12 protein-coding genes and 1 pseudogene are annotated in these 18,167 nt (G+C 42.7%); 4 read left to right on the top strand and 9 right to left on the bottom strand.

The features are described from left to right. The first annotated feature begins 50 nt into the window (after window positions 1–50). Window positions 51–962: an ABC transporter ATP-binding protein gene (locus LCM11_RS13610; RefSeq protein WP_224894838.1), complete on the top strand. Its 912-nt coding sequence runs from the start codon at window positions 51–53 to the stop codon at window positions 960–962. 17 nt (window positions 963–979) lie between these two features. Continuing rightward, window positions 980–1,723 carry an ABC transporter permease gene (locus tag LCM11_RS13615; RefSeq protein WP_224894839.1) on the top strand — a complete coding sequence of 248 codons (744 nt, stop codon included), beginning with the start codon at window positions 980–982 and terminating at the stop codon, window positions 1,721–1,723. Between the two features lie 128 nt (window positions 1,724–1,851). On the opposite strand, the gene LCM11_RS13620 is transcribed toward LCM11_RS13615, so the two are convergent. The 4 genes from LCM11_RS13620 to LCM11_RS13635 all read right to left on the bottom strand — a co-directional run bounded on the left by LCM11_RS13620 (window position 1,852) and on the right by LCM11_RS13635 (window position 6,235). Then, complete coding sequence (locus LCM11_RS13620; protein ID WP_224894840.1) at window positions 1,852–2,352, bottom strand: RDD family protein; 501 nt, start codon at window positions 2,350–2,352, stop codon at window positions 1,852–1,854. 219 nt (window positions 2,353–2,571) lie between these two features. Then, window positions 2,572–3,690, bottom strand: a complete 1,119-nt coding sequence (gene alr / locus LCM11_RS13625; protein WP_224894841.1) for an alanine racemase — start codon at window positions 3,688–3,690, stop codon at window positions 2,572–2,574. Window positions 3,691–3,750: 60 nt separating this feature from the next. Beyond that, complete coding sequence (ald, locus tag LCM11_RS13630) at window positions 3,751–4,881, bottom strand: alanine dehydrogenase (RefSeq protein WP_224894842.1); 1,131 nt, start codon at window positions 4,879–4,881, stop codon at window positions 3,751–3,753. A 103-nt stretch (window positions 4,882–4,984) separates the two neighbouring features. After that, window positions 4,985–6,235, bottom strand: a complete 1,251-nt coding sequence (locus LCM11_RS13635; RefSeq protein ID WP_224894843.1) for a PucR family transcriptional regulator — start codon at window positions 6,233–6,235, stop codon at window positions 4,985–4,987. A gap of 236 nt (window positions 6,236–6,471) precedes the next feature. On the opposite strand from LCM11_RS13635, the gene LCM11_RS13640 reads away from it, so the two are divergent. Further along, entirely contained in the window at window positions 6,472–7,548 is a 1,077-nt protein-coding gene (locus LCM11_RS13640) for a hypothetical protein (protein WP_224894844.1), read from the top strand. Window positions 7,549–7,815: 267 nt separating this feature from the next. Here LCM11_RS13640 and LCM11_RS13645 read toward each other — a convergent pair whose 3' ends face one another. The 5 genes and pseudogenes from LCM11_RS13645 to LCM11_RS13665 form a co-directional block, all read right to left on the bottom strand. Next, complete coding sequence (locus tag LCM11_RS13645; RefSeq protein ID WP_224894845.1) at window positions 7,816–8,361, bottom strand: GNAT family N-acetyltransferase; 546 nt, start codon at window positions 8,359–8,361, stop codon at window positions 7,816–7,818. 216 nt (window positions 8,362–8,577) lie between these two features. After that, window positions 8,578–8,778, bottom strand: a pseudogene (locus LCM11_RS13650) (23S rRNA (pseudouridine(1915)-N(3))-methyltransferase RlmH); the annotation flags it as partial. A 198-nt stretch (window positions 8,779–8,976) separates the two neighbouring features. Next, complete coding sequence (locus LCM11_RS13655) at window positions 8,977–9,675, bottom strand: ABC transporter permease (RefSeq protein WP_224894846.1); 699 nt, start codon at window positions 9,673–9,675, stop codon at window positions 8,977–8,979. Next, window positions 9,675–10,523 carry an ABC transporter ATP-binding protein gene (locus LCM11_RS13660; protein ID WP_224894847.1) on the bottom strand — a complete coding sequence of 283 codons (849 nt, stop codon included), beginning with the start codon at window positions 10,521–10,523 and terminating at the stop codon, window positions 9,675–9,677. The genes LCM11_RS13655 and LCM11_RS13660 overlap by 1 nt, the downstream gene beginning before the upstream one ends. 205 nt (window positions 10,524–10,728) lie before the next feature. Beyond that, window positions 10,729–11,679 (bottom strand): LytTR family transcriptional regulator DNA-binding domain-containing protein, encoded by a 951-nt coding sequence (locus tag LCM11_RS13665; protein ID WP_224894848.1) that lies wholly within the window; start codon window positions 11,677–11,679, stop codon window positions 10,729–10,731. Between the two features lie 412 nt (window positions 11,680–12,091). Between LCM11_RS13665 and LCM11_RS13670 the strand changes: the two genes are divergently transcribed. Continuing rightward, window positions 12,092–17,911, top strand: coding sequence for a DUF3320 domain-containing protein (locus LCM11_RS13670; protein WP_224894849.1), 5,820 nt, complete (start codon window positions 12,092–12,094; stop codon window positions 17,909–17,911). The last annotated feature ends 256 nt before the right edge of the window (window positions 17,912–18,167 follow it).

The following is an 18,167-nucleotide window of genomic DNA, read 5'->3' on the forward strand; positions in this document are numbered from 1 at the left end:
AAAAGGCGGTTAATAAACTTGGCTGGGTCTGACGGAAAGGAGACAGTTCTGTGATCAAAGTAGAAAACATCAGCAAGCACTACGGCACACTACAAGCACTCGATAACATCAGTTTCACCATCAACGAAGGCACGTGCTTTGGGCTCGTTGGACCGAATGGAGCCGGCAAGTCGACGCTTATGAAGATTTTATCCGGCATTTTACTTAATTTTGATGGGGACATCCATGTGAGAGATTGGCAGGTTTCGAAGGACCGCCTCAAGATCAAGCAGCAGATCGGCTATATTCCTCAAGAGATCTGCCTGGAGGATACGCTGACCGCTCGTGATAACCTCATCCTTTTTGGCAACTTATATGGGCTGAAAGGAAAAGAACTGCAGCATCGTATGGATGAGGTGCTTGATCAGATCGGCTTAACGGACAGGGTTAAGGATAAAGTCGTGACGTTCTCCGGAGGTATGAAACGCCGGCTGAACATCGGCTGTGCGCTTTTGCATAAACCGGGCATCGTCATTATGGATGAGCCGACGGTCGGCATTGATCCGCAATCCCGGAATTCGATCTTTTCAATTATTCATCAACTGAAAGCTGAGGGAAGCACGATCATCTACTCCAGTCACTATATGGAGGAGGTCGAGCAGCTGTGTGACAGCATTGGCCTCATTGATAAGGGGCAACTCATGGAGTTCGGCCGGATGGAAGAGTTGTTAGAGAAGTACGCCAAGCCTTCGTTGTTTATTGCGGGAGAGGGCATTGAGCTTGGAATGCTGCAAAGCTTTGGAGAGGCTGAAGCGAAAGGAAATGGCTATTTACTGAATAGTGAGGAACCGCTTCTCACGCTGGAGAAATTGGTGGCGCACTGCCGCGAGCACCGTTTGGAGCCACGCAGGCTGGAGCTTTATCACCCGCGGCTCGAAGATATTTTCTTCAATTTGACCGGCACGCAATTAAGAGATGCTTAGGAAAAGGAGGAATCCATATGTGGGCAATCGCTCGTACGGAACTGAAGAAGACGGTCCAGGACAAAGGGCTGTGGTTTTGGACATTTGTTCTTCCGATTGTATTTATTGTCGCTTTTGTCGCGATTTTCTCCGGTGATGAGAGCACGAGCTATAAAGAAGTGGTGACCCAGATCATCCCGGGCTACACGATCATGTTCGCTTTCTTTATTATGATTTCTATGGTGATTGTTTTTGTAAAAGATAGAGAGCGCGGGATGGTCGCAAGAATTGCCAGCACTCCCCTCTCGATCCATCAATATTTCTTCGGCAAATGGCTGCCGTTCATGATCGTCGTGCTTGTCCAGATCACAGTTCTGTTTGGGTTTGGTGTCGTGGTCTATGATCTGCCGCTTGGCGACCCCTTTGCTCTCATTCTCTTATCCCTGGCGCTTGCATTTATCGTGACCGGATGGGGCATGGCGATGGCTGTCATCGTACGAACGGAAAATATGGGGATTGCCATGACGCAGATTCTCGCCTTAGGAGGGGCATTGCTCGGTGGTCTTTGGATGCCGGTCGAGTTTATGCCTGAGGTCGTTCAGAACATTAGTAAAGCCTTGCCTCAATACTGGGCGCTGCAGGGGTATAAGGAGATTATTCTTTCTGGCGGCGGGGTCGGTGATATTTGGTTTCATCTAGTGTTCTTAATTGTCGCGGGTGTGGCTGGTGGAGTGTTGGCTTTGGTATCTTATCCTAGATTTTTACGGCAGTCACGAAGCTAATAGTCAAATTCATGAAGCACCTTAAGGACTTCCTTTTATGGGGGACCTGAGGGGCTTTTTTTCTGAGGAGATACATGAACCGAAAATCCCTTCTATAAACACAAAAAAGCACTGATCCTTGTCAGTACTTAATCAAAAGGCTCTTCCTTTCGTTTCACGGTGGTACAAGAGATCATTTCTCCCCAGCCACGCCCATTCTTATCAACCAGACCGGCAATTAAAGAAACGAAATACCACAGCCCGTTGGTGAGAATAACGGGCCCAAATCCAAGCACTGCTCGTAAAATAATTTGAGAGAAGTGCGGTTTGTTTCCGTTTTTGGATGTGACCGTTAAATTCGTCAGCAGCATCCCCAGTGTCCTTCCATTTGCAAATAGTGGAATGGCGAGTAAGAAAGTGAAGTGAGTGACGATGAAAGCTCTCCAGAAAATTGGGTTCGGATCGAATCCCCGGCCGGTATCCTGCCATTGCGTATATATGGCAGCAATAAAGCCCGCGATGATGAGTTCGAGTCCGGCGGCGATGAGCCGTTGTAACAGGTTCTTTTCGTTTATGGTAATCCCCTCCCCCCCTGTCCTGTATTCTATGGAAACGTGACAGGAAAGGTTCTGGGAGTGGCGGGATGGCACTCATTTTTCGGAAGAACCAAGGGCTTTTCAATGGGAGCTTCGGGTGTAACTGAGCCGGTGCGGTTGGCGACAGGAAAATCTGGATTAGAAGTACATGCGGTCGCTTAAGAAAGAAGAAAAGCGCCCCCTCCATGACACAGACAGCGAAAGGACGCTTTTCCAGTTAAATTAAATTTTGAAAGGAAATGATTGTAAGACCTGGTCTATTAATTATCTATTCTAAATATTTTTCCTCGGTACACGCTGGCCGATTTGGCATGTGACTTCGTAATGAATGGTCTGAAGCTGGTCGGCGACTTCTTTAAGGGAAATGTTCCCTTTTTCAGGTTCGCCGAAAAAGGTGTAGACACCATCTCTGTAGGATTCCTCCACAGCACTTACATCAATCATCGTTTGGTCCATACATATCTTCCCTACAATCGGGCATCTTTGGCCGTTAATGACAACGTGGCCTTGATTGGATAGGGCACGGGGCAGTCCGTCTCCGTAGCCAATCGGGACAGTTGCCACTTCTATCGGCTCCTCTGGAGCGTAGGATCTTCCATAGCTGATGGGCTCACCTGGATAAACCTTTTTGATCATGACAGGCTTTGTTTTCAGGCTCATCACCTGTTGAAGCGAAATCCATTCTCTCATATGTTCACCAGGATAGAGGCCATACAAGCTGATGCCCACTCTCACCATATCCATGTGCATAGAAGGAAAGGCAATGGTGGCTGCACTATTGCAACAGTGGGTGATGGGAATGGTCCCATATCTCCTTTCCACCTCTTCCACGACCGACAGGAAGTGGTGGAATTGCCGCTCTGTATAGTCAGGGTCTTCATTATCGGCATCGGAAAAATGAGTGAAAATCCCTTCTACATGAACATTAGGAGAGCGGTTTTTTTCTAAGAGTTGGAGCACATCTTCCTCTTTTTTTAGTCCGATTCGATGCATGCCGCTATCGACTTTGATATGGATGTTCACTTGCTTCTGTTTCTCTTCTGCTGCACGAATCACTTCTTCCATAATTTCGTCGGTAAACACCGTCAGCGTCAGCTCGTGATCAACGGCTTCCTGAACGGCTTCTCTCGGAGTATAGCCAAATATAAGGATGGGTACAGTTATGCCTGCTTTCCTTAACTCAATCGCTTCTTCAATAATCGCAACGCCTAAGCGGTTGGCCCCTGCCTGAACCATTGAATGGGCACACGGCACAAGTCCATGGCCATAGGCATCCGCTTTGACCACTCCCATCAACAGGCAATCGTTATGTATATAATCTTTGAACTCTTTTACATTGTGGCTGAGCGCTTCCAGGGAAACTTCGGCCCATGTGGGGCGATAGTTCGTCATGGTTATTCCTCCTGTCTATAAAGAAAGCCCCTCCAGCAGCTGTGGAGGAGCAGGTTAAACTTATACGTGTGCGACTGGCTGAAGTGCTTCACGAACTGGTTTGTACTCATAACCAAGATCACGTGCGACGGCTTCATACGTCAAATGACCATTCGCCGTGTTCACTCCGGCTTCAATGGCTTTATTTCCTTCGACTGCTTGGTTCACGCCTTTAGAAGCGATTTGCAGCGCGTAAGGAATGGTTACGTTAGTCAGGGCGATAGTGGAGGTGCGTGGCACCGCTCCCGGGATGTTTGCGACGGCATAGTGAAGGACCCCGTGCTTTTCATAAATCGGATCATCGTGCGTCGTAATATGATCGACGGTTTCAAAGTTGCCTCCCTGGTCTATGGCAACATCCACAATGACAGACCCTTCTTTCATATCTTTGACCATATCTTCCGTCACAATTTTCGGCGCTTTAGCTCCTGGAATCAACACAGCCCCAATGACCAGATCCGCTTCTTTGACGGCCTGGGCAATGTTTAATGGATTGGACATTAAGGTTTGAATGTCTGAACCGAACTGGTCGTCCAGCTCGCGCAGACGATTCGGGTTCAGATCCACGATCGTAACGTGAGCTCCCATTCCGATCGCCAATTTTGCGGCGTTGGTTCCGACGATCCCTCCGCCGATAATGACGACTTTTCCACGTGAAACACCAGGAACACCGCTTAACAGGATTCCTTTTCCACCGAATGATTTTTCCAGGAATTGCGCTCCTACCTGAGTAGCCATGCGGCCCGCTACTTCACTCATTGGAGTCAGAAGCGGCAATTTCTGATCAACCGCAACCGTTTCATAAGCAATCGCGGTCACTTCATTCTCTACTAAGGCCTTCGTTAATTCAGGCTCAGCAGCAAGGTGAAGGTACGTAAATAATACCAGTCCTTTTCGGAAGTATCCGTATTCAGATGGTAGAGGTTCCTTCACTTTCATGACCATCTCAGAATTCATCCAGATATTGGAAGCGGTTTCAACAATCTCAGCACCAGCTTCACGATACTCTTCATCTGTAAAATTACTGCCAGTACCTGCCTGTGTTTCAACACGAACCTTATGTCCGGCGTGGATGAGGTTGACGACACCTGAAGGCGTAATAGCTACGCGGTTTTCATTATTTTTAATTTCTCTTGGAATTCCGATAATCATGGGGAGTCCACCTTTCAAGTTGTATGTAGGAAAAGTATAGCTCTTCTGCTATTAATTTTGTTTAGGTGAAACTGAAAAAATAAACAGGAGGATTTGTGTAAAATCACAAATCCTCCTGTTCGTTTTCATAAATCAATAGATCTAAATAAAGCATCGTTTTTTGATTCATATCTTTAAAGTCGATGTTTCCGATTTCCTTGATCCGTTTTAAGCGGTAGTTCAGGGTGTTCGTATGAATATGCATATGGGCAGCGGCCTGGTGGACATTACTGTTATGTTCCAGAAAGACTCTCAAGGTCTCAAGCAGCATGGAGTTATGGCGTTCATCGTATGTTTGGATATGGTTGAGAGCATCATTTTTATAGTTTTCCTTTTTTTGAAGGGCAGCCAGTTCATGAATGAATTGGTAGACCCCGAGGTCCTGATAGTTGTCGACATGCTTTAGACCTTCGGAATACTGCTCCTTCAACTTCAGAACTTTCAACGCCTGCTTATAGCTGTCGCTAATGAAGGACGGGGAATCGTAAATCAACCCGAACGCCCCTTTTAAATCTTCAAAATGAAGCCGTTCTTTCATTTTTTGTGTGAATTCACGAATGAACGCCTGGTTCATCTCATTCGCATCTTCTTTATCATCGGTTCGGACCAGCAGAATAAGCTGGCGGTCATCGAATATCCGGTTCACAACCCGCGTTTGATGAAGGGTTTCTGTTAAATAATACGCGTGTCGTTCAACGGCTTGACTCATATCTTCTGTAAATTCGAAGACGGCTACACAAAGCTGACCATTCAAGTTCATTTGATACTTTTTCGCCATCCGTTTGATCTCTGACGGATTCTTTAAAGAGCCTGTCAGCAACTGCCAGAAGAATTCTTTGCTGCTTTCGTCCGTCTTTTTCTTCTTAGCCTGCTGTCTGAGTAAATAGTGACTTACCCACTGGGCCGCTTCTTTTATTTCTTCCAAATGCTCGGAAGTAACCGGCAATTCATTCGTTTGTGCCCAAATGAAGCCGAGGATTTCGTTGTCTTTACGAACAGATATAGCCAGGCGATCCCCGAGGCCGATGTCGTCAATTTTATGAACAACCACAGGCTCTTCACTTTCAAAAAGCTTGGCCATAAATCCGTGTTTCCATAGCCCGTTAATCACATGCTCCGGTACTTTCCGTCTCATGATGGTCGCAGTCCGCGCATGATCCACGTTCTGTTCGTGTTTGCTATAGGAGACGATGAAATGATTAGCATCTTCAATGGTGACCGGGCATCCCAGGATTTCCGCAATGCTATCGGCAAGTCCTTCGGGTGAATCGATGAAATCTTTATATGAATATGTCCAATTTGGTGATAGTTTCATAGTGATACTCCTTATCGGGTGGATATAATTATATTATCATGGTTTTCCACACAAACCATCCATTCTCCTATTGAAATCTTTGTCAAAATAAACGAATATAGGATAGTGGATTTGTAGATTCCACCAAACCTTTGAAAACGCATTCATGATAAGGTTAAGAGACTTCTTCCATATGAAAACGCTTCATTACAAATGGAAGACTCAACAGACATTACGGTACATAGGAGGACCCATTCATGAAACAAGTACTTAAAATTGCAAGCGCCTTCATAGGAATTATTGTCGGTGCCGGCTTTGCATCGGGACAGGAAATTCTTCAATACTTTACGAGTTTCGGATACTTAGGGACGATTGGCACGATTCTTTCCACCGCTTTGTTTGCCTACATGGGGATGATGCTGGTCAAACTTGGTACACGAACGCAGGCCACCTCGCATAAAGAAGCGATCTACAAAGTAAGTGGATACAAACCTTTAGGAGTGATTGTAGATTACGTCATCATTCTGACCTTGTTCGGTGTCGGAGTCGTCATGATCGCAGGAGCGGGTTCCATTCCAAGCCAGCAGTTCGGAATGTCTCCGCTTGTAGGGGTTATTATTATGAGCCTTATCGTTATGGCCACCGTGATGATGAACGTGGACAAAGTCGTCAATGTCATCGGCAGTATTACCCCGTTTTTAATTTTGACCGTGATCATCATATCCATCTACAGTTTGTTTACGATGGATCAGTCCTTTGGTGATTTAAATTCTGCAGCGGTCGAACAGCCTTCAGCCTTATCTAATTGGTTTCTATCCGCTATTAATTACGTTTCCTTTAACGTAGCCGTGGGGGCATCCATGTCGTTACTGATGGGAGGAAATGAAAAGAACGAGCGGACATCTGCTATTGGCGGGTTGCTTGGAGGTCTCGGACTCGGCATCATGATTGTCCTCAGTCACCTGGCGATTTTCTCGAAAGTCGACACGGTAGCTGCCTATGATATGCCGCTTCTTGCACTTGTCGATAACCTGTCCCCAATATTAGGCATGTTCTATTCTGTGGTGTTGTTCGGGATGGTCTTCAATACAGCCGTCAGCATGTTCTTCTCTTTTGCTGCTCGTTACACAAAAGTCGGAACAAGCAATCACAAAAAGTTTGTCCTTGTTACTGGTGTAGTAGCTTTCGGACTCAGCTTTGTAGGATTCACCGAACTTGTCGCATTCTTCTATCCATTGATTGGATACATGGGGCTGTTCCTGATCTTAGCTTTAATTACCGCTCCGTTCCGGTTGAAGAAATCCCAACAGAAAGAAGAACGTTTATCTGCATAAATTAAAAGGCCGCCTCTATTTGGCGGCCTTTTTTCATTGTTTAGATGGATTTCTACGTTCTCTGCCTCGGTACGGATGTGCTTTTGACTTACTTATGATAAGGCTCACCGTAACCATTTAAACTGAGGTTTGATGGTTACATGACTATTCATGGTTTTCGTACTTTCAAAGTTCATCTTATCCGTAAGTTTTAAGAAATTTTCGTACGCACGTAATCCGCAAGTGGAGGAATAGTACCTAGATTCTCGTTCAGAAAGCAAGTTGAAACTAGTTAAAAGTATTTCCTGTTAAGTTGGATTGCCTCTGTTTATATTCTTCACGAAGCATAGAATAGATTGCTTGATCTAAATATCCCCTTTCACTTTTATAACTCGCTCTTAAAACACCTTCACGATAAAAGCCTACTTTTTCGTACAGTTTAATTCCTACGACATTATCAAGATATACCTCTAGCCAAAAACGATTCATGGCCAAAGTTTCAAACGCGTACTTAAGAAGCCCAATTAAGATTTCCTTCCCATAACCTTCACCTTTTTTTGTAATAACAATACGTTTCAATTCCCATTTATTTGATTGAAAATCTAACCGACTTAATGAAAAACCTACAGGATCATCTTTATTCTCCAACTTGATAATCATAAGCTCATAATTTGGGTCATCGACCTCTAATTTGTGTTCATCATAAGTGCCACTCCAAACAAAATCACGTGCCCCTTCAGCCTCTTCCATTTCTATAATTTTTGAAATATCATTATGATTTGCGCGATCTACTATTAAACGCTCTGTTTGAAATAATCTTTTTGATTTAGTCACTATTTATCCCCTTTACAATTTTTACTCCACTTTCTTATGTCCTATTATTTCCCCTAAAGGATATACCAAAACAAGTTTGATTTGAGTTTACGTTCGATACAGGTCGTCGTGGGAGTGGCGGGCTTCTCCAACGGTTGTAGTTCTGTTTGATCATTAGTTCACATACAGTGTAATAACTACTGTTTAATGGAAGTGATACTAATTTTGGAGTTTCCACTATTTATGATAAGGCTCATTTTTCATAATCTTAAACGCCCGGCACACCTGCTCCACCAGCATCAGCCTCATCAACTGATGCGGAAACGTCATCTTGGAAAAGGATAGACTAAAGTCACTCCGCTTCAGCACCTCATCACGCAACCCAAGCGATCCGCCAATCACAAACGCCACTTTACTGTCCATATGACTGGCAAGCTTTGCAGATGTCAGCTGTAAGGTGACTCAGATAACCTGTTTACCGAGGTTAAGAATAGAAAACATAAAGTGAAATCTAAAGAGAATTTGGATTAAGCTCGCAGATTTTATACAACGTCTCACCTCTTCACGATTTATAGTTGGAATAACAAAAAAGCTGCAGTACTTCACCGCAGCTCTCTTCTCCTCTATAATGATTTATTAATCAAAACGACGCTTCTTAAATATAAAGATGGTTACTATTATACTGACTACTGCCCACAGAGATAAAACCAGGAAAGGCTCCCCAACCGACTGTCCCTCCCTTAACTGCATAAGCAAATGGCCAAATTGCTGATCCGGCAGATAGCCCATCACTTGAATTACCCGCTCGGATTCAATCATCGTTTGAAAGATATCTCCCACACCGAAAATAAATAAAACAGGGATGCCGATGACCGAGGTTTCCATTACCGTACGCGAAATCAGCCCGAGTATGGTCCCGATACTGATAAAGATCACGAGACTTATCAGGATCGCTGCAGCGACGAGGAAGATCTGATCAGGCATAGGAATTTCCCCTATGAAAATGACAGCAGCGATCATAATTACGCTTAAGACAGCCGAAAGTAAACTTTTTCCAATGAAAATTTCTGCGGTGTTCAATGGGGAAAGAAGGAGCCCTCTTAGCGTGTTCTTCTCTTTTTCTTCCGCAATGACGCCTGCCTGAATAAATGAACCTACCATCACCATGGACAGGACGATCGGCATAAAAGCGGCCTCTGACTGAACCCCTTCTCCCTGGTTGAAAATAAAAGCAAAGAACAGCGGTATAACACCCGTGGAAAGCATATACGCATTTTTTAGAAAATCGCGATAGTCCTTGATGAATACAGCCTGGATTCGTCTGATGGAAGTCATTATAACAGCTCCTTTCCTGTAACTCGTGCGAAAATATCGCCTAAGGTTGGCTCATTGGAGTGCACAGAAGCCAGCTGCTGGTGGGCGATCACTTCCTGAATACGTTCCGCTCCCGCATGATCGTTACCGACGAGTTGTTCTCTCCCATCCTTCAACAAGAGAGTGATGGAGGAATCCGAATGTCTGACCCGCAGTTCGCGTGGCGGCCCCTGCAATTGAATGGTTCCTTTATTTAGAAAAGCCACTCGATCACAGATTCGTTCCGCTTCATACATATCGTGGGTCGTTAAGAAAACGGTGGTTCCTTCTTCATTCAACGTTCGTAAAATGCGGTGAATCCGCTCGGTACTTACAGGGTCCAGGGCAGACGTCGGTTCATCCAGAAATAACAATTCCGGCTTATGCAGAATCGTCCGCGCCAAGGTCACACGCTGCCTCATGCCCTTCGACAGCTTGCTGACCACTTTAGATTCTTCCCCTTTTAATCCCACTTCATCCAGCACCTCACCTATACGCTTATAGGACACACCGTACAGTTTACAAAACAATTTTAAATTTGCATTTACCGTTAAACGTTCATACAAACCGGTATTATCGGTTAACACACCAATTCGTTTCATTTGCTTCGGGTTTTTTAAGTCTTCTGCTGGCTTTCCAAACACTTGAATGCTGCCGGACTGATAACCTTCTTGCGCGGTCAGCAGCTTAATGGTCGTCGTTTTTCCAGACCCGCTCGGCCCTAAAAACCCAAATGTTTCTCCTGTTTGGATGGAAAACGACAGATCATCCAGTGCTCGCTTCCCGTCAAAATCTTTATAAACATTTGAAACCTCAATAATCTCCTTCATCATTATTTCCCCTTTCCTGCTTTCGCAAGTGACTATCCTAAGTTTAAAAGGAACTTATGGTCACAGCATTAAATCAAGCATGGAAGGAGGGTATGATTAGATGAATGGAGCTATACGATTGTGAATGGAACACCGAAATGGCTTACTCGTAATCATAACCGGTCCAGCAAACGACTTCTACCGACATTTCCCGGGAAATATTTACTTACATCCGCAATACATTCTTTAGATCCTGCAGGTTCACAATATAGGATCTATGACAGCGAAAGAATCCAAATGGCTCCAACCGCTCCGATAATTGTTGCAAAGTGATCGTACAAGGAAATACTCCGCCTTTCACATGCAGCTGAACGGTGCCATCTACACTTTCCACGTAATCAATCTCTGTAGGATCAAAAAGAATAATTTTTTCTTTTACCTTTGCAGGAATCCTCTCCAAATGAACCTGAGTGCTGGATTCAGGTTCCTGTTGTTCATTTTCAACCTCTTCCTGTTGCTCATCAGGTTCCTGCACATCCATTTTCTTTAATCCATCTTCATTCAGGCGATACACTTCATTCGTAATAATGACCGCACTTTCCATATTGCTCGTTATAATTAAAGCCGCTCCACCCTCTGCTTTATGGTCATTAATTAAGCTACTCAAGATCACCTTACTCTCTAAATCAATATTCTGATCAGGCTCTTCCAAAATCACCAGAGCGGGCTTATGAACAAGGGCCTTAGCAAAGGACAGGCGCTTTCTTTCCGAGAAAGTAAGCTTTTTAATCCCTTGAGACTTCTTAGCGGATAAATTTACTTTATGTAATAACTCATCAATATCCGCCTTTTTGCCATAAAGCTGCTGGTGAAATTTCAAATATTCATAAGGAGTTAACCGCTCATAGATTCCTTCCTCATGCTGCACTAATCCAATTCGATTACTATATCGCTTCCAGCGGGAAGGAGGGTAATCATTTTGGCCAAAATAACACACCTTTCCTGAGCCGGCGTCCTGTCCGGTCAAGATGCTTAATAGTACTTTACCCACGATATGGTCGCATTGGATGGCTGCTACTTCTCCCTGGTTGAGCTGGAAGGTAAAAGGGTGAAACCATACTTTATCTCCATCGACCTTACCTAGGTTTTGTATTGATATGATGGGCTGCTCTGACATCCAAATCACTCCAGGATTATTAGTATTCTCGCTTCTATATACAGCTTACACGGTGAGTGAAAAATAAGGAAATAGTAATTTTACATTAACGACTTCATTTAAGTATCTTCAAACCGAATTTGTCATTCGTATCGCGCCTCGATATGAGTGATACGCCTTTAGTTATTCTACACTGATTAAAGCAATACCTGTGCGCAGATCATCATTGAAACTTGAGGGAACACTTTAATCGTCGTTTATTTTCAGAACAACCATAGCGTTAAGTAAAGGAAGCAACTAAAGAAATTGATCCCTTTATCAGTAAAAAAAAGAAGACGCAATTTACAATATTATACTTTTTTGAACAAATTACTCTGTGGGGTTGGTATAATATATAAAGTACCTATCTTATTAAATACGAGGTGGTTAATTAGTGGAAAAGCTCATTTCCTGTGATTGCGAATATGATGAGAGAGTTTGTTTTGCGCTCCAACAGAACCATGTCCCTTTTATTAATCGTTTAACGCTTGAGAATCCTAGTAAAGAAAAATATAACGGTATTAAAATAACTCTTACCTCCAACCCTTCCTTTTTTGAAACCAAAACCATCTATTTAGACTCATTAAATCCTGAAGAATCTATTGAATTAAAACCAGATATCCAATTGTCTGCCGATTACCTTAGTAATCTTGAGGAAAGCATGAAAGGTTATTTCAGCATAAAAATAGAAATGGGCGAGCTGGAAGTCTATCAGAAAAACTTAGCTGTGGATATTTTGTCCTTCGATAGCTGGCCGGGCTCCAGTGTCATTCCTGAAATCATTTCGAGTTTTGTAACGCCAAACCGTCCTTTTATTATGGAAATTATAAAACAGGCATCTGGAATTATGCATAAAAACACCGGAATTTCCTCTATGGATGGCTATCAAAGCGGAGATCCTAATCGTGTAATTGCCCAACTGTCAGCGATCTACTCCGCTATCTCAGAGCAAAGAATCACGTATGCTAACCCTCCTGCAAGCTTTGAAGCTGAGGGACAGAAGGTACGATTTCCTGATTTGATTAAAAAACACAAATTAGGCACTTGTCTTGATTTAACCCTCTTGTATGCCGCGTGTGCAGAAGCCATAGGTATTCACCCTCTCATTGTTTTTTTCCAGGGACATGCCTATCCTGCTTTCTGGCTGAAAGAATTTGCCTCTCCGGAGAGTTATCAGGATGATAAAAGCATATTAACGAAAAGTATGGCGGGCGGTATAAATGAGGTTATTGCCGTAGAATCTACTTATCTCACTGATGAACATTCCACGTTTAGTAGCGCGGTTCAAGCTGCAGAGAGCAGTTTAAATAAACCCTATTATTTTCATTTTTTCGTAGATGTACGCAGAAGCAGAATTGGTCAAATTAAACCTCTCTCTTTAAAATTCAGCCCTGATTCCAACATGCAGGTTGAGGTGCAGCCAGAAGAGCCTGTGCGAATTAACAGCAATTTTGCTTTTGAAAAAGTGGAGGTTATCCCTGAAGATGAGCACTCCGCTATTCACCCGGACGACTCTCAAGATAAAATCACCTATTGGCAAAATAAATTAATTGATATGAGTTTGCGTAACAATCTGCTTAATTATCGGATTCAGAGCCAGGGAATCCCTGTGGTTACCTCGGACATTGACAAGATCGAGGATATCCTGGCCATGGGCAAAAAAGTTTTCATAGAACCTTTACCAAACGAGTGGCGAAATAGAATACGAGATTTTAAAGACCAAAAAGAATTAGTAAACAGTAAGATTTTATCGGAAGATGTGAAGAACAACAGGTTACGATCGCTTCATTCCGAAGTGAAATTAGAGAAAGAACTCGTAAAACTCTATCGAAAAGCTAAGAATACCCTTGAAGAAACCGGAGCTAACTCGTTATTTATCGCTTTAGGATTCTTAAAGTGGTTTGATCCTAAATCTCCATCCATGGAACGGTTTGCGCCTATCCTTCTTCTTCCCGTCGACCTGGTCAGGCTTTCTGCTAAGAAGGGATACTACATAAGAGCCCGGGATGAAGAAATACAAATCAACATCTCTTTAATTGAGTACTTAAAGCAGTCTTTCGGTATTGATGCCTCCATGCTCTACACGATCCCCAAAGACGAACATGGAGCAGACGTTAGAAAAGTGTTAACGAATATGCGAAGAATGATTATGCAGATGAAGAATTGGGATGTCTATGAAGAAGCCAGCATAGGTGTATTTTCCTTTTCTAAATTTGTGATGTGGAATGACCTCGTCAATCATTCAGAGGAACTAAAGAAGAATAAGATCGTGAAAAGTCTGATCGAAGGAAGTTATTCTAACCCTCACGATGAGACGTTTAATTATCTGACGAGAAAGGACGACGAAGAAACCAGAGTATATGCTCCATTAAGCTCCGATGGCAGCCAGACAGAAGCGATCCTGGCCACAAGCAGTGACAAGAGTTTTGTTTTACATGGGCCGCCTGGTTCAGGTAAATCACAAACGATCACGAACATGATCTCTCATGCACTGGCTACCGGGAAGTCTGTTCTTTTCGTGGCTGAAAAAATGGCGGCTCTCAATGTCGTACAAAACCGATTAGCTTCGCTTGGCCTGGATGACTTCTGCCTTGAGGTCCATTCCAATAAAGGACAGAAGAAAGATATACTTAAGCAGCTGGAGAAATCCTTCGATTTGCACAAAGAAGTTAAAGGGACGAATTGGGAACGGAAATTTGAGGAAGTAAAATCTTTAAAAAAAGAATTAAATAAGTATGTTGACGAACTTCACCAAAGGACTTCACTCGGTCAGAGTGTTTTTGAAATGATTGAAACCTATTCAAAAATTGCCGCTCCTGAAGAATTAATTGAGTTTGAAAAAAAACCCGTTATGCAAATGGATGAGATTAAACTGCGGCGTACGAAACAAATCATCGAAGAATTAGAAGTGATCAGCAAGGCTTGCGGACGTGTAAAAGATAACCCCTGGCTGGGAATCAAGCAAACGCATTATTCCTTAAGTCTGCATGACGCTCTGAAAGAAGAACTGACTGGAATTCAATACGAAAAGGAAAAACTTCTTTCTTTAGATAGAAGCTTAGCGGAGCTCGGTTTTTCTCATAGTCTAAAAGATCATAGCTGGTACCTGTTCATCTATAAGATGATTCCTTTCCTGCACAATCTGCCTGATGCTGAATTAAAGCTTATTGGAGAGGAACAGTTTGAAAGTGTGAAATCTGAAATTAATAAGGTCATTCGTGCCGGGGAATCGCATGATGAAGCGAAAGGTAAAATAGAAGATCGCTTCGATCCCTCGATATTGAAACTAGACGCAGAAACACTGCTGCAAAATTTTAGAGTGGCTGAGAACAGCTGGTTTCTCCAGGAAATGCTGGACAAGATGAAAATTAAAAAAGAACTAAAGAAATATTTAATAGCCAAAGATAAAATAGAAACAGATGAAATTGAAACCATTATAAAAAGCATTCGAGACATACAGCAGAAGAAAGAAATTTTAATTCAACATAGTAATGTGATGAATCAGTACTTTCCAAATTTGTGGAATGAAGATGAAGCTAGTGGAGATTGGATAGATATTGATAATGCCCTGCAGTGGATGACAGATGTACGTGAGGCGATTAAAGAACTGCAGCCATCCCAAGAATGGCTTTCTCAAAACGCCAGTAATCTTCATGCTCATAAAAAAGAGTTTATGAGCAGTGAGCTTAAAAAAGAAATGGATAATTATACCACTGGTTTCCAGAAAACTATGAAGCATTGGGAGGCCATTGAAAAAGAGTTACTCCTTGAGGATTTTCATGAACCCTCTCGGCCGGACTGGGCTGACTATAGCAGCAAAAAGGCCTGCTCTCTCATTGACGCATTACCCCAGCTGAAAGATAATTGCCAGCTTGCTAGTGTTATTAAGAAAGCCGAAGAAGCTAGTCTGGGTAATGTAACGAAACCTTACCTGGCTGGAAAGCTGGAAAACGATAAGATTCTTTCATCTTATCTCTACGCATTTTACCGGATCAGGATCGATGGAGAGATCTCTGCACGTGAAGATTTAGCACAGTTTTCCAAGATAAGCTTTGAAAATAAGGTTGATAAATTTCATGCATTTGATGAGGAACTTAGTGAACTAACCAAACTAGAGGTGTATGTAAAATTAATGGCTCGCGTTCCGGATTTAATGAACAATTCTATCCAAACCTCTGAACCTGGCATCTTAGCCAAAGCGATTAAAAGTAAAGGAAGAGGCATTGCCATTCGTCAGCTATTTGACCGAACTAAAACCCTTCTTCCCAAAATAAAACCTTGTATGTTGATGAGCCCATTATCTGTAGCTCAATACCTGGAACCGTCATTCCCTAAATTTGATTTAGTCATTTTTGATGAAGCCTCCCAGCTGCCCACAAGTGAAGCCATTGGCGCTATGGGAAGAGGCAAGAATGTGGTAGTCGTAGGCGACCCTAAACAATTGCCTCCTACTGATTTTTTTGGAACGAAACAGGAAGAAGAAAATTTTGATCTGCAGGACATGGAAAGTATCCTGGATGATAGTCTTGCCGTACAGCTTCCTCAGAAGCATTTGAGATGGCATTACCGAAGTGAACATGAGAGTTTAATATCCTTCTCGAATAGTCACTTTTATGATAATAAATTAGTCACCTTCCCCTCTATTGATGACATTCATTCCAGAGTTTCATTTTTAAATGTGGAAGGTACTTATGACCGGGGGAAGACCAGACAGAATAAGATAGAGGCTGAGGCCATCGTCAATGAAATTTTTCTAAGGTTGCTCAACCCTGAAACCCAGGGCGAAAGTATAGGGGTAGTCACATTCAGTCAGCCGCAGCAGACCTTGATTGAGGATATGATTGACGAGCGGCTTAGAGAAGACCCTGCTCTCGAGAAGTATTTTACAGACGAGGTCAAAGATCCGGTCTTTGTTAAAAATCTGGAGAATGTGCAGGGAGACGAAAGAGATCTTATTCTTTTCACCGTAGGCTATGGCCCTGATCAGGAAGGAAATGTATCTTTGAATTTTGGTCCATTAAACCGAGATGGTGGATGGCGAAGGCTAAATGTTGCAGTTTCCCGGGCAAAAAAAGAGATGGTTATTTTCGCTTCCATGGAACCTGATCAAATTAACCTCTCCAAGACAAATGCTGAAGGGGTTCGTAGTCTGAGATCCTTTATGGAATTTGCAAAAAGAGGGAAAATCCCTACCCCCATTGGAAATCAAAAATCAACTAAAACAAACTCGAATGTGATTATTCCAAAAATAAAAGTCGCTTTGGAGCAACATGGTTATCAAGTAGAAACTAACGTGGGACACAGTGACTTTAAAGTAGATTTAGCCGTCGTGGATAAGAAAGATAAAGAGAAATATCTGGCTGCCATTCAAGTTGATGGACATCGATATGCTAGTTTTACAGCCACCCGGGATCGGATCAAACTCGGAGAAACGATGTTAAAGAAATTGGGGTGGCACATGATCAAAGTGTGGTCCGTCGAATGGTGGCATAATGAAGAAAAGCAAATGGACGATTTGTTAGCCGAGCTTCATGAAATTGAAAAACTTCCTCGAGATACAGAGCAGTTTAAAAAAGTTCCTCCTGTTAGGAAGGATAAAGAAACCATACAGGATAAGATCAGTAACCTTACTATACCTACTGCTTCAAAACAGCAGGTAAGCTATTATGTTCCAACGGTGTTAGAAGAGGTAAACATTTCGAATGATTATTTCTACACTCTTGAAGGTAAACCAATTATTCAGGAGCAGATCAAAACAATCATTGAAAATGAAGCACCTGTTAGCTTTTCAAAGTTATCCAAAACCATTATTAATGCGTGGGGTTTCACCAGAAGTGGGGCTATGCTGGATAAAGTCATAAAGGACACCTTAAGGGGGTTGATGGCTTACGAAACCATGGAAGATGACAGGAAGTTTCTATGGAAGGATGCGGAACAAATCGAAGTCTATCGTGAATTCCGTGTGAAGGAAAAGCATCGCAGAAGTTTAGAAGACATTAGTACGGTTGAATATTCCAATGGCGTGATTCAAATTATGAAAACAGCTCTTCGACTGCCTAAGGCTGATTTAATGAGAGAGATTTCTAAACAGCTGGGTTACAGCAGGACCAGCACGAAGGCGGAGGTATATGTAAAGAAAGCCCTAGATTTAAATGTGGAGAAGGGATGGATTCGAGAGGATTCTGAGGGGTATATTGAGTTTATTGGGGGTTAATGGTAACTAGGAGTCCTATCTCGTATAGGACTCTGTTTTTATTGGTTCTGTTATAGTTTAGTGATGATTACTAGCAAAATTATAATTCGTGTTCTGAATGGACTAGGTCCATTTAATTAATCAAGCTTTTCATTCATTTTATTTAGTTCATTAAAATTTTAATTTTGTGCTATAAATACATACTGCTCCCCGGTAAATTTACTCTATGTACTTAGAATTTTTACTTACACAAGCAGTGGTTCTTTATTATAGTTCA

Source organism: Halobacillus halophilus, assembly GCF_020171985.1.
Classification (GTDB): domain Bacteria; phylum Bacillota; class Bacilli; order Bacillales; family Halobacillaceae; genus Halobacillus; species Halobacillus halophilus_A.

Coding starts and splice junctions, on each gene's coding strand:
- ald (WP_224894842.1), bottom strand. CDS start 4,881: ATGATTATCGGAATTCCAAGAGAAATTAAAAATAATGAAAACCGCGTA.
- LCM11_RS13660 (WP_224894847.1), bottom strand. CDS start 10,523: ATGAAGGAGATTATTGAGGTTTCAAATGTTTATAAAGATTTTGACGGG.
- LCM11_RS13665 (WP_224894848.1), bottom strand. CDS start 11,679: ATGTCAGAGCAGCCCATCATATCAATACAAAACCTAGGTAAGGTCGAT.
- LCM11_RS13640 (WP_224894844.1), top strand. CDS start 6,472: ATGAAACAAGTACTTAAAATTGCAAGCGCCTTCATAGGAATTATTGTC.
- LCM11_RS13615 (WP_224894839.1), top strand. CDS start 980: ATGTGGGCAATCGCTCGTACGGAACTGAAGAAGACGGTCCAGGACAAA.
- LCM11_RS13635 (WP_224894843.1), bottom strand. CDS start 6,235: ATGAAACTATCACCAAATTGGACATATTCATATAAAGATTTCATCGAT.
- alr (WP_224894841.1), bottom strand. CDS start 3,690: ATGACGAACTATCGCCCCACATGGGCCGAAGTTTCCCTGGAAGCGCTC.
- LCM11_RS13655 (WP_224894846.1), bottom strand. CDS start 9,675: ATGACTTCCATCAGACGAATCCAGGCTGTATTCATCAAGGACTATCGC.